Source organism: Kitasatospora sp. NPDC034035, assembly GCF_055575755.1.
In genome coordinates this window covers 1-12,743 of sequence record NZ_JBVISA010000057.1, presented here as the reverse complement: position 1 = coordinate 12,743, position 12,743 = coordinate 1, and the positions used below count along the sequence as shown (strand labels likewise).

General features: G+C 70.5%; 7 protein-coding genes and 2 pseudogenes. 5 read left to right on the top strand and 4 right to left on the bottom strand.

Annotated elements, in window-relative coordinates:
• Positions 1 to 122: 122 nt before the first annotated feature.
• From ACZ52J_RS40845 to ACZ52J_RS40830, 4 genes are all read left to right on the top strand, one after another.
• Positions 123 to 581: a hypothetical protein gene (locus ACZ52J_RS40845; protein ID WP_465626305.1), complete on the top strand. Its 459-nt coding sequence runs from the start codon at positions 123 to 125 to the stop codon at positions 579 to 581.
• Between the two features lie 1,086 nt (positions 582 to 1,667).
• Positions 1,668 to 3,233 (top strand): M48 family metallopeptidase, encoded by a 1,566-nt coding sequence (locus tag ACZ52J_RS40840; RefSeq protein ID WP_465626303.1) that lies wholly within the window; start codon positions 1,668 to 1,670, stop codon positions 3,231 to 3,233.
• A 441-nt stretch (positions 3,234 to 3,674) separates the two neighbouring features.
• On the top strand, positions 3,675 to 3,956 hold the full coding sequence (locus ACZ52J_RS40835) for a hypothetical protein (RefSeq protein WP_465626301.1): 282 nt from the start codon (positions 3,675 to 3,677) through the stop codon (positions 3,954 to 3,956).
• A gap of 281 nt (positions 3,957 to 4,237) precedes the next feature.
• On the top strand, positions 4,238 to 4,459 hold the full coding sequence (locus ACZ52J_RS40830) for a hypothetical protein (protein WP_465626299.1): 222 nt from the start codon (positions 4,238 to 4,240) through the stop codon (positions 4,457 to 4,459).
• Positions 4,460 to 4,536: 77 nt separating this feature from the next.
• Here the strand turns inward: ACZ52J_RS40830 and ACZ52J_RS40825 are convergent, their stop codons facing one another.
• Positions 4,537 to 5,202: a TetR/AcrR family transcriptional regulator gene (locus ACZ52J_RS40825; protein ID WP_465626327.1), complete on the bottom strand. Its 666-nt coding sequence runs from the start codon at positions 5,200 to 5,202 to the stop codon at positions 4,537 to 4,539.
• 108 nt (positions 5,203 to 5,310) lie between these two features.
• Here ACZ52J_RS40825 and ACZ52J_RS40820 point away from each other — a divergent pair.
• Positions 5,311 to 6,257, top strand: a pseudogene (locus tag ACZ52J_RS40820) (SDR family NAD(P)-dependent oxidoreductase).
• Between the two features lie 262 nt (positions 6,258 to 6,519).
• Here the strand turns inward: ACZ52J_RS40820 and ACZ52J_RS40815 are convergent.
• From ACZ52J_RS40815 to ACZ52J_RS40805, 3 genes and pseudogenes are all read right to left on the bottom strand, one after another.
• Positions 6,520 to 7,281, bottom strand: a complete 762-nt coding sequence (locus tag ACZ52J_RS40815; protein ID WP_465626325.1) for a Ku protein — start codon at positions 7,279 to 7,281, stop codon at positions 6,520 to 6,522.
• 143 nt (positions 7,282 to 7,424) lie between these two features.
• Positions 7,425 to 8,776 (bottom strand): annotated as a pseudogene (locus tag ACZ52J_RS40810) (NF041680 family putative transposase).
• Between the two features lie 591 nt (positions 8,777 to 9,367).
• The coding region (locus ACZ52J_RS40805) for a beta strand repeat-containing protein (protein ID WP_465626297.1) at positions 9,368 to 12,743 on the bottom strand (3,376 nt) is incomplete at its 5' end.

Here is a 12,743-nt window from a genome sequence, read left to right as displayed (position 1 = left end):
AGGGCCTCGGGGTTGCCTGGTAGGGCTGTCCCAGCCGGGGCGGGCGTGTTGCACCGGCCTGGGCCGGTCCGCCGGCCTTGGCTGGTCTTTCGCCGGCCATTGGCAAGGAGGACAATCGGCCCATGAGCTTTCTGCAGGAGAAGGTGGAGCGGAACGATCTGATCAGGGCAGTGATCACTGGTTCGCCTGCCCCGCAGCAGTTCACCGCGATCGTCGAAGAGGTGTACTTGGCACGGGTCTTCGCGGGCAACGTGGGATCGGAGATCCGCTTCGTTGGCAAACCGACTCACTGGGGCCAGCGGTCACTCGCCGTGGGCCAACGCGCGCTCCTCTTCATCAGCCGTGTCTCCGGCAGGTGGTACGAGGACGCCTGGGAGGGCGACCTTCCCATCGAGGAGATCGACGGCTCCGAGTACGCGCTCTACCGGGTCGCTCATGAAAGAGCCCTCACCTTCGACGGCCTGTCCGACTCCCTCAGGGCCAGCTGCAGACGGCACCCCACCCTGCCGATCACCACGTGTTTCAACCTCGCCGCGTTGGAGTGCCATCTGAACGGCCTCATCACACAAGCCCTTCCGTAGCCGAGTGGCCTGCACGCGGCTCGGCAAGTGAACGAGCTTTCGGCCGCTGCCTCCCCGCTGCGCCTTGGGTTCCTGTCCGGGTTGCCGGTCCTGGTCGGTCTGCGGGCTCTGGTTCGGGGCTGTCTGCTGCCGGGGCCGTCTGCTGCGCACGGGTGTGTCGGTGGCGGCTTCTATGGTGCAGTCGTGGGTGGGGCCGGTGTCGGAGTGTCCAGCACTGGAGACAAAACGGCAGACCTCCCGGTCTGCGCGGGGGTGGTTACGGCCTAACCGGCGTCCGGGGAACAAGGGCCTGGAGGACGGCTCGTCAGCACCGCCCCACCCGCCAAGCCGGTGCCGCAGGCCCGGTGCCCGGGCCGCGGTGCCGGGCCCGGGATGGTCCGGGTCGTGTTCGGCCGGGGCCGTTTGCCGGGCGATCACCGGGTGCGCCGACCGACGGGGTCCCCGTGTCGCCGCGGTCCACCGCCCGCCCCGTCGTCGGCGTGCCGGGTCGCCGCCGTCCTAGCCGGTGTCGGCCTGAGGCCCGCCGCTCGGTCCTCGTCCTGGCCGTCGCCGGGCTGCCATCCCCGCGGCTGGGCCGCCGCCGTCCTGGCCGCCGGGCGGCCGTCCCGGCTGTCGCGCTGGGGTGTCGTGCTGGGCTGTCGCGTGGCCTGTCGTGTGGTGTGACGTGGGCGGGGACCCGGGAATCCCTGTGTGGCGGGGCGCGACAGGCGGGGTGTGACAGCCGTGCCCTTGTCGGCCGGCGGTCTCGGGCCGTAGGCCCGTCCCTGGTGTCCTGTGTGTCTGTGGGGCCTGTGGCATGGGGGTGCCGCTCTCCCCGATGAGGATCTCGGAAAACGGCCAGGACTACTCACGCTTCCCCACTCATTCCGGTGTTCAACTGAGTGGGGAGTCTCAGTGAGCGCCGAGGTTCTGGCCCCTGGTTCCTTCTCGATGCCGTGTCCCTCCCGGGCTGTAGTCGGCGCGGATCGCAGCGGCCCGCCGCGAGGTGGGTAGGGGCTGCTGGTGAGGGCCTCTGAGCTGGGCGGTAGGCTCCGCGCGATCATCGTCGGCCCGCGCGGGCCGGCCGAGCTGTGCGGGGGTTCTCCGATGACGTTCCGATTGCGTGCCCTCCGGGCGGTGGTGCTGCTGGTCGGCTTCCACCTGATGGGTGCGGGCCTGCTGGCGGCGATGGCCGTACTCGACTGGCTGCTGGTGACGCACCTGCTCACCGAGCGGGCGGCCTGGTTCGAGGGAACCGTGCTGGCCGTCACCGTGTTCCTGGCGGTGGCGATCATCCGGGGCACGGTCGCCTCGCTGCGCGCCGGACGGCTCGGCCCGGTGCCGGGGGCCGCGGCGGTCACGCCGCAGGAGCAGCCGGAGCTGTGGGAGGAGGTCCGCGCCGCCGCCCGGGCGGCGGGGGAACGTCCGCCGGAGGAGCTGTTCCTGATCGGAGAGGTCAACGCGGGCGTCGCCGAACAGAGCCATCTGCTGGGGCTGCTGCCCGGACGGCGCCGGATGTCCCTGGGACTGCCGCTGCTGGCCGGGCTGACCGTCCCGCAACTGCGCGCCGTCCTCGCGCACGAGTTCGGCCACTTCGGCCACGGGGACACCCGGCTCGGCGGCCTCACGATGCGCGGCCGGGCGGCGGTCGTGCACACCGTCCGGGCGTTCGAGGCCGGCGGCACCTGGCTGCACCACCCGGTGGGCCGCCTCTACGCTGCGTACGCCCGGATGTTCCTAAGGACTTCGCAGTCGGTCGCCCGTCAGCAGGAGCTCGTGGCTGACCAGGTGGCCGCCCGGCACGCCGGCCGCGAGGCGGTGGCCGCCGCACTGCACGCCACCTGGGTGCTCGAAGCCGCACACCGCCACTACCTGGCGACGTACGCCGCCCTGGGTGAGCCGCTGGCGGCGCTTCCGCCGGTGGGCGAGGTGAGCGGCGGCTTCCGCCGGCTGCTCGCCGCCCGGACGGCAGAGCAACTCGCCCAGCTCGCCACCGGCAGCCGCCCACCGCGCCCGCACCCGTACGACTCCCACCCGCCGACCGCGGAGCGGATCGCCCTGATCGAGGCGCTGCCACCTGGCGGTGGCGACCGGCAGGACGGGCCGGACGCGCTGAGCTTGCTGCGCGAGCCGGACCATCTGTTCGCGGTGCTGGAGGCGCGCGCTCTGCCACCGGAGGCTTCGGCGATGCGGCGGATGAGCTGGGACGAACTGGTCCTGGCCCGAGCGGTCGCCGATGCCGACGGATGGTCCCGCCCCCTGCGCCTCGCGGTGGCCAGGACGCTGCGCTCCTCGGAGCCGGACGGAGAACTGCCCGGGCTGGAGGAGATACTCGACGCCTTCGACCGTGGTCTGCTGTGGCCGGAGGTGGCGGCCCGGATGCCGAAGCCGCCCCAGGCGGCGCGGCTGACCGGGCGGTCGGCCCGCAACTTCGTCCGGCCCAGGGTCTTCGACGCGCTCGCGGGCCTGGTCCACCTCCGTCTGGTCGCCGTCGGGCAGGCCACGGCGGACATCGCGTGGGCGGGGCGGCCCGGGCTCGCGCTGCCCGACGCGTGGGAGGAAGGCATGGACGACGCCCTCGACGCCGCCACCGCCGACACGCCCGACACCACACCCCTGCGAGTCCTGCTCGCCTCGCACGCCCCCGTGCCCTCCGTACGACGGTGCCGGTGACTTCAGCGGATACGGCGGCCTCTCCCGAACGGCATCCGTCCGCAAGTCAACGGACCACAGGGTGGGGAATCGCGCGAGCAGGTCTGAGGAACACCCGAGCGTGAGGTGGGGAAATCCAGGGAGTCTCATCATCGGCGACGCGCCGGGACGGGAGCGCGAGGTGGCTTCGCCACCACGGGCGTTGCGCAGCTGGCGGTCGAGGACGGCTTGGACCAGGCGGGAGCGGGGGGCGGCGTCGAGGCCTTACGCATCAGACAGGGCCCGCACCTGGGCAGCCTGTACGGTGGCGGGCGGGGCATCGGGTTTGGAGGAGATGCACCAGGTCTTCTTTCTGCTGTTCAGTTCTGTCTCATGAGATCTGTGGTTCAGTTTCGCTCCGTTGTGGTGGTGGGGCGGGTGAGCTGACGGGAGTGCCCTGTCTGCCTGCAGGGAGGGACGAGAGTGGATCTTGCCTTTGTGCAGTCCGGGCTGCTGGAGCAGTTCCTGGAGGCTGACGTCATCTCAGCCGCGGAGGTCGCTGCACTACTGAAGCGGCGCGGCTTGCTTGACGGGACGCCGATGTTCCTCGACGAGGAGACGCAGATGCCGGTGCCACCGCTGTGTGAGTACGGCAAGTACCTGTCGACGGCGCTGCTCGACGAGACCACGCCAACTCGAGCTCATCAACACCCCCTCCACACCCGCCTGCCGCCGCGACCTCGCCGAAACGCGAACTCGACATGACCTGCAACGTCGTCAAGATGGCCGGTGATCCCCGGTGACCCGACCCACCGACGCTCCAGAGGACACGGTCAGCCCCAAGACCGCCGCGGCCCTGCGAGCCGCGATGACTCGCCTCTTCGAGGGACGGCCGCAGCGGACCGATGGTCGCCTCACCAAGGAGAATCTCTACGAAGAAGCCCAGGTCAGCCGCGCGACCATGAGCCGGGCTCGGGCCGTTCTAGCCGAGTGGGACGCCCACATTGCGGCCCATGGCAAGGCCACCCCCGGTGAGGCGAAACGCGATGCCCGCCATCGCCGACCTCAAGAAGCGCCTGACCGCGAAGGCCCAGGAGTGCACGCTCCGGGAGAAGAAGCTGAAGGCCGCCCAGACGGCGATCGCCGCCCTCTTCCATGACAACGAGGCCCTATGGCAGCAACTCGCCAAGGACGCCACAACCACCGTCACGCCTTTCCGCCCTCGCGGCCCCCGCTATAAGCAACAGGTCACATGCACGGCTCGCTGAGTTCGGGCACCCCGGCCTCCACCCTCCGAGCGTGCGAGAAGAGCAGAGGATTTTTGCCTGTTCCAGTGCGACGCAGGTCAGCGGCGGGGTAGCGCGCCCAGGAGGGTTGCGGTCAGGGCCAGCTTCAAGTAGTCCTTCAGCTCCAAGTGGAAGCGGGCGAGGTCGGGCTCGGCCTGGTAGGCCGCCTGCAGGCTGGGTGGGGGTGTGCTGTACGCCGGCAGCGCGCCGGCCATGAGCATGGTTTGCAGGCTGAACAGCGTCGCGTTCTCGCCCAGCTCCGGCAGGTACTTCAGGAGCAGGGCGGTCATGGTTGTCAGGCGGTCCAGGGAGGCGCGCTTGTAGCGTGCGACGACCTCGACGGAGACGTTGTGTTCCAGGACGCTGCTCTGTGCACCGAAGAGGTCGCACAACACCACTCGGCCGGAGAGCGAGCGGCTGAGAATCTCGGCCACGGCTGCCGCTCGCTCGGCCATGGGCAGATTCTCGTCGATGCCGGCGGCCAACTCGCCTGCCAGTTCCGTCAGCCACTCCTGCAGGAAGCGGTCCAGCAGTTCCAGCAGCACCGCCTCGCGAGACTCGAAGTAGCGCAGCACGTTCGGCTTCGCCAGCCCTACCCGGCGGCTGAGCTCGTTCAGGGTGACCGCGGCCACGGGCATCTCATCGAGCATCGCCGACGCCATGTCGAGGATCGCCCGTCGGCGGATCTCCCGCTGCTCTTCGGTTCGCGCCCGCTGGAAAGTCACGATCACCAGCCTAGCTTAGGTACCTGCGGTACGTTGACAATGTACCGGGAGTACTTTATCGTCGCAGACGCAAGATACCTTCGGTACGTAACTAGGTGGGAGTCCGGCATGAGTGAGAAGTGGACGACGGCAAATATTCCGGACCAGCGCGGGCGGGTGGCCGTGGTGACCGGGGCCAATACCGGCCTGGGGTACGAGACCGCCAAGGCGCTCGCCGAGCGCGGGGCCTCCGTCGTGCTCGCCGTGCGCAACGTCGAGAAGGGCGAGCAGGCCGCGGCCCGCATGACGGCGACGTGACCGTACAAGCGCTGGACCTGACCTCGCTCGACTCCGTCCGGACCGCGGCGGCGGCGCTGCGGTCCCGGCTCGACCGGCTCGACCTGCTGATCAACAACGCCGGCGTGATGTACACCCCGAAGCAGACCACCCGGGACGGCTTCGAGATGCAGTTCGGCACCAACCACCTCGGCCACTTCGCGCTCACTGGGCTGCTGCTGGACCTGATGCTGCCGGTGCCCGGATCGCGCGTGGTGACGGTCAGCAGCACCGGCCACCGCATCCGAGCCGCGATCCACTTCGACGACCTGCAATGGGAGCGGTCGTACAGCCGGGCAGCCGCCTATGGTCAGTCCAAACTGGCCAACCTCATGTTCACCTACGAGCTGCAGCGCCGGCTCGCCACGCACGGCACCACCGTCGCGGTGGCCGCACACCCCGGCCTGTCCAGCACCGAGCTCGCCCGTAACAGCCCCGCGACCCTCCGGCTTCCGCTCACCTGGCTCGCGCCGCTGATCACCCAGACGCCGGCGATGGGCGCGCTGCCGACCCTGCGCGCCGCCACCGACCCCGCCGCGCTCGGCGGCCAGTACTACGGCCCCGGCGGACGCAACGAGGTCAAGGGTCACCCCCGACTGGTCACCTCCAGCCCGCAGTCGTACGAGGCAGTGGTCCAGCAGCGGCTGTGGGCCGTCTCCGAAGTCCTCACCGGGGTGCAGTTCCCCATCGCTGAGTCCAAGCAGAGCCCGTTTCCCTCCGGATCGGCCACCACCATGTAGCCCGCGCTGGTAGCAAGCGCCGACCCGTCGCGGCGCGAGCGGATGACGCCAAGACCGACGGGGCGCACGCACTCCGCGTCGAGGGCGACCATCCGCTCGTCGCCGTGCAGGCCGCTTGCGGCGCATACGTCCAAGTGGGCAGTACGTGGCGGCCTGGCCCTCGGGAACCTGCTCAAAGAACATCTGCATCGGATGATCGGTGAGAAGCGGCCTAACCGGCATGTCTCATGAGACATGCTGAGCGCGTAGAACGCGGCTTTCGTCAGGCGCTTCGCAGCTGCCGGCCCCGCTTGACGGGGGCGTGTTCGAGGGCGTCCTGGAGCTGGTCACGGGTCATCGTGGAGCGGTGCGGGATGTCGAGGTCGGCCGCGCGCTGGTACAGCTGCGCCTTGGTGAGCGCGTCCAGGTCTTCCTTCGCGGTCCGCGTCTTGCTGGCGCTCTTGCGGGCGGCCGGGGCCGTGGCGCCCTGTCGGCGGGCGGAGGTGCTCTTCGTGCCGCTGGCGGCCTTCGGCGTCCTGGGCGCGGTGGCAGCCGGGCCTCGGCTGCTCGCGGTGCTCCTGCGCTGCCGGCTCTCCGGCTTGGCGTCGGCGGGCTCGCCCGCGGGGTGGCGGGCCTGTTCCAGGCTGCGTTCGAGGATCGCCATGAGGTCGACGACGTTGGTGGCTTCGGCGGGCGGGCCTTGGCTGACCGCGATCTGGCGGCCCTCGGCCTTGGCCTGGACGAGGTCGCGGACCTTCTCGCTGTAGGTGTCGTGCCACTGGGCCGGGTCCCAGTCGATCGCCAGCATCTCGATGAGCTGCTCGGCCGTGGACAGCTCCCGCTCCGGGAGCGGGAGGTCCTCGTCGGGGAGGTTGCCGACCTCGCGGCGGGGGTCGCGGACCTCGTCGGCGAAGTGCATGGTGTGGGCGGTCAGGATTCCGCGCTCGGCCTTGATCGCGGTCAGATACTCCTTGCCGCGCATGGAGAACAGGGCGAGGCCGGCGCGGTTGGAGCGTTCGAGGGCGCGCTGGAGGAGCGCGTAGATCTTCGTTCTCTGGGGGAGAAGTGTGGCGCGAGGCCAGTCGGGCCGACTTTATGCAGCTCAGCGCAGGTGTCGATGACCTTAGCTTGTTGTTTTACCTCCGGTGATGTTCTTCTGTCGCGTTCGGATCCTCGCCTGCCTGTTCGCTACTGGTTGGTGACCAGGGCGAGTCCGATGTTGTGGTCGGGTGCTCGGTGGCGGTTGGTTTGCCCGGGTGGGCGCCCGGGTCCGGGTCGGGAGGGTCTCGCAACAGCGGCTGGGCAGGGCAGGGTCGTGCGGATGTTGCGGAACCCGCGCCGGACCCGGGCGGGGGTGAGGCGCTCGACGGGCTGGGGTCGTTCCCAGGGTCGGCGGAGGTCGGCGGACAGCGCTCTGGCGAGGCGGAGTTGGGTGTGGGCGGCCAGGACCAGGTGGGTCCAGCGGTCGGCCGCGACCGGTTCGCGTAGGCGGGGGCGGGTCCAGCCCAGGGTCTGCTTGAGGAAGCGGAAGGTGTGCTCCAGGTCGAAGCGCCGCAGGAACGCGTGCCAGGCGGTGTCGGTGTCCGCGTCGGGTGGTGTGGGATCGGAGAACCACAGCCAGACCGGCTTCGGGGTGCCGCCGGAGGGCAGGTGGTCGACGTCGAGGCGGATCAGGGTCCCCTCGATGATGGGGAGTTGGCCCTGGTGGTCGCTCCAGGCTGAGCGTCGCCAGATGCGGGGGTGCAGGCGGTGCCAGGCGTGGACGCGGGCGGTGCCGTAGCGGCGGGTGGTGTGCTCGCTGTCGCTGTCGGGGTCGCGCCAGGTCGCGGGGTCGGCCAACGTGAACCGGGATCCGTGACTGCGGGGTTGGCCGCCTTTGGGGCCCGCCCGGTAGTCGTCGGGCACGGGGTTGAAGAAGACGCGGTCGGAGCGCATCCGCACCACGACCTGGACGGGCAGGTCCCGTAGGAGGTAGGCCAGGCGCGGGCCGTCGTAGCGGTGTCCGCCACGATCAGCACCGGCGGGTCGCCGGCCTTCCAGTGCCCGGCGTCGAGGATTCCGTGCAGGACCTCTCGCAGTTGGGTGGCGGTGACGGCCGCTGTGTCCGCGCCGGGTTCCAGGCGCTTGGCGTCCAGTAGGGCTGTCCACGAGGTCGAGCCCGATTCCAGGGCGGCGACGAAGGAGTAGGGCCAGCCGGGCACCATCTCGTGCGTGTTCTCGCGCCGGCCGTAGGTGTGGCAGAAGGAACGGCCGTCGCTGGTGTTGGCGTCCGGCCGCAGCCAGGCGGACACGTCGACGGCGAGCACGATCCGTCCGCCCGGGCCGCGGGGCACGCTTCGGGCCGCGATCGCGCGCAGAAGGCCGTCCGCGTCGAGGTCCCCGCGGTTCAGGGCGGCGTACAGGGAGCCGTGCGAGCGCCGGTGCTCGGGCGCCAGGGCCAGCTCGACCAGGGCGCGGACCGGCCCGTCGGCGTGCAGCAGGGCGTCCGACAGCTCGAACAGTGCGTCCGCGCGGCGGGGCATCGCGGCGTACAAGTCCATTCGAAAGGAGGACAGTTCCGCAAGAGCCTGCCGACGAACGGCTTCAGGGACCACACTCGACACCGACGACCTCCGGCTCTGTTGTGCGACTCGACATCACACAGCGTGAAACGGAGGTCGTCGCCATGTCCCGAAGATCCCCATGTGGGTGACCAGCTCGAACAACCTCGAGTCGATCACCGAAGGTAAAACGACAAGCTGAAACCACGGGGACGAGTGCGCTGGACTGGGGTTACGCGCTCAGGACGAGTGACGGCGAGTGGTGGTGGATCGCGGTCATGATGGTCTGCGGTCGACTCTGGGGCGGCAGCCAGCTGGTAGTCAGCATCTCGCGGCGTGATCTGCACCGGCCCTGTCGGGGGAGGCCTAGCGCAGCGGTGGCGATGACGTCGTCGGCCTCGACCTCGTTGATCCGGGCCGACCGCATACCGTGCAGGTCCAGGGTCGACTCGGCAGGCCCCCGCCTCGTCGAGTGGGCGTCAGGGGAAGCCGGACTGGAGAACCGAGTGCGCGTACCGGAATGTCGTGCACGCACCCCGGACATGCCTCACCCGGGCCGGCCCGAAGGCCGACCCGGGTGGGTTCATGTGCTCAGAGCACTATCTGGGCGTGGATGGGTGAGGTGGAGCCGTTGAAGCTGGGGTTTCCGGCGTAGACGGCGATCAGCGCGTGGATGCCGATGCCGATGCCGAGGGCGGAGGTGGTGAAGGTGGCCACGCCGCCGGAGAGGGTGGCGTGGCCCAGCAGGGTGGCGCCGTCGAAGAACGTCACCTTGCCGGTGGGGGTGCCGGCTCCGGGGGCGGTGGCGGTGACGGTCGCTGTCAGGGTCACCAACTGCCTGTGCACCGACGGGTTCGGCGCCGAGGTCAGCGCCGTGGTGGTGCTGGCCTTGGCGACCGTCTGAGTGATGGTCGCCGAGGTGGAGGTGTTGTAGTTGCCGCTCCCGTTGTAGGTGGCCCTGATCGGGTGCACGCCAACACTGAGGGCGGCAGTGGTCAGGGTGGCTACGCCGCCGGACAGGGTGACCGGCGCCTGGGGGATGCCGCCGATGAAGAACGTGACCGTGCCGGTGGGGATGCCGCCCCCGGGGGCGACGACGCTGACGGTCGCCGTCAGGCTCACTGGCTGGCCGAACACCGAGGGGTTCGGCGCAGTAGTCACCGTGGTGGTGGTGTTGGCCTTGGTGACGGTCTGGGCGTCGACGGGGGAGGTGGAGCCGTTGAAGCTGGTGTCGCCGCTGTAGGCGGCGGTGAGGGCGTGGGTGCCGACGGCGAGGTCGGAGGTGGTGAAGGTGGCCACGCCCGCGACGACAGTGCCAGTGCCCAGCAGGGTCGCACCGTCGAAGAACGACACCGTCCCGGTCGGGGTGCCGGCTCCGGGAGCCGCCGCGGTGACGGTGGCGGTCAGCACCTTCGCCTGGCCGAACACCGACGGGTCGGGCAGGGACGTCAACACGGTTGTGGTGTCGGCCGTGTTGACGGTCTGGGCGTCGACGGGGGAGGTGGAGCCGTTGAAGGCCGTGTCGCCGCTGTAGGCGGCGGTGAGGGCGTGGGTGCCGACGGCGAGGTCGGTGGTGGTGAAGGTGGCCACGCCCGCGACGACAGTGCCAGTGCCCAGCAGGGTGGCGCCGTCGAAGAACAACACCGTGCCGGTGGGGGTGCCGGCACCGGGGGCGGTGGCGGTGACGGTGGCGGTCAGCACCTTGGGCTGGCCGAACACCGACGGGTCGGGTGCCGAGGTCAACACCGTTGTGGTGCCGGCCGTGGTGACCGCCTGGGCGTCGACGGGGGAGGTGGAGCCGTTGAAGCTGGGGCTACCGGCGTAGACGGCGATCAGCGCGTGGATGCCGACGCCGAGGTCGGTGGTGGTGAAGGTGGCCACGCCCGCGACGACAGTGCCAGTGCCCAGCAGGGTGGCGCCGTCGAAGAAGGACACCGTGCCGGTGGGGGTGCCGGCTCCGGGGGCGGTGGCGGTGACGGTGGCGGTGAGGACCTTGGGCTGGCCGAACACCGACGGGTCGGGCGCCGAGGTCAGCGCCGTGGTGGTGCTGGCCTTGGTGACCGTCTGAGTGATGGTCGCCGAGGTGGAGGTGTTGTAGTTGCCGCTCCCGTTGTAGGTGGCCCTGATCGGGTGCACGCCAACACTGAGGGCGGCAGTGGTCAGGGTGGCTACGCCGCCGGACAGGGTGACCGGCGCCTGGGGGATGCCGCCGATGAAGAACGTGACCGTGCCGGTGGGGATGCCGCCCCCGGGGGCGACGACGCTGACGGTCGCCGTCAGGCTCACCGGCTGGCCGAACACCGACGGGTCGGGCAGGGACGTCAACACCGTTGTGGTGTCGGCCGTGTTGACGGTCTGGGCGTCGATGGGTGAGGTGGAGCCGTTGAAGGCGGTGTCGCCGCTGTAGACGGCGGTGAGGGCGTGGGTGCCGACGGCGAGGTCGGTGGTGGTGAAGGTGGCCACGCCCGCGACGACAGTGCCAGTGCCCAGCAGGGTGGCGCCGTCGAAGAAGGACACCGTGCCGGTGGGGGTGCCGGCTCCGGGGGCGGTGGTGGTGACGGTGGCGGTGAGGACCTTGTGCTGGCCGAACACCGACGGGTCGGGTGCCGAGGTCAACGCCGTGGTGGTGTCCGCCGTGTTCACGGTCTGGGTGTCCACCGGCGAGGTCGAGCCGTTGAAGCTGGTGTCGCCGCTGTAGACGGCGGTCAGCGCGTGGATGCCGACGCCCAGGGCCGAACTGGTGAAGGTGGCCGTGCCGGTGGCGTCCAGGGTGGCGGTGCCCAGCAGGGTGACGCCGTCGAAGAACGACACCGTGCCGGTGGGGGTGCCGGCTCCGGGGGCGGTGGCGGTGACGGTGGCGGTGAGGACCTTGGGCTGGCCGAACACCGACGGGTCGGGTGCCGAGGTCAACGCCGTGGTGGTGTCGGCCGTGGTGACGGTCTGGGCGTCGATGGGTGAGGTGGAGCCGTTGAAGCTGGTGTCGCCGCTGTAGACGGCGATCAGCGCGTGGATGCCGACGCCGAGGTCGGAGGTGGTGAAGGTGCCGGTGCCGGTGGCGTCCAGGGTGGCGGTGCCCAGCAGGGTGACGCCGTCGAAGAACGACACCGTCCCGGTCGGGGTGCCGGCTCCGGGAGCCGCCGCGGTGACGGTGGCGGTCAGCACCTTCGCCTGGCCGAACACCGACGGGTCGGGCAGGGACGTCAACACCGTTGTGGTGTCCGCCATGTTCACGGTCTGGGTGTCCACCGGCGAGGTCGAGCCGTTGAAGCTGGTGTCGCCGCTGTAGACGGCGGTGAGGGCGTGACTGCCCACGCCCAGAGCCGAACTGGTGAAGGTGGCCGTGCCGGTGGCGTCCAGGGTGGCGGTGCCCAGCAGGGTGACGCCGTCGAAGAACGACACCGTCCCGGTCGGGATGCCGGCACCGGGAGCCGCCGCGGTGACGGTGGCGGTCAGCACCTTCGCCTGGCCGAACACCGACGGGTCGGGCAGGGACGTCAACACCGTTGTGGTGTCCGCCATGTTCACGGTCTGGGTGTCCACCGGCGAGGTCGAGCCGTTGAAGCTGGTGTCTCCACCGTACACGGCGGTCAGCGCGTGGGTGCCGACGGCGAGGTCGGTGGTGGTGAAGGTGGCCACGCCCGCGACGACAGTGCCAGTGCCCAGCAGGGTCGCGCCGTCGAAGAACGACACCGTCCCGGTCGGGATGCCGGCTCCGGGGGCGGTGGTGGTGACGGTGGCGGTGAGGACCTTGGGCTGGCCGAACACCGAGGGGTCGGGTGCCGAGGTCAACGCCGTGGTGGTGTCGGCCGTGATGACGGTCTGGGTGTCCACCGGCGAGGTGGAGCCGTTGAAGCTGGTGTCGCCGCTGTAGACGGCGGTGAGGGCGTGGGTGCCGACGGCGAGGTCGGTGGTGGTGAAGGTGGCCACGCCCGCGACGACAGTGCCAGTGCCCAGCAGGGTGGCGCCG

Coding starts and splice junctions, on each gene's coding strand:
- ACZ52J_RS40840 (WP_465626303.1), top strand. CDS start 1,668: ATGACGTTCCGATTGCGTGCCCTCCGGGCGGTGGTGCTGCTGGTCGGC.
- ACZ52J_RS40845 (WP_465626305.1), top strand. CDS start 123: ATGAGCTTTCTGCAGGAGAAGGTGGAGCGGAACGATCTGATCAGGGCA.
- ACZ52J_RS40830 (WP_465626299.1), top strand. CDS start 4,238: ATGCCCGCCATCGCCGACCTCAAGAAGCGCCTGACCGCGAAGGCCCAG.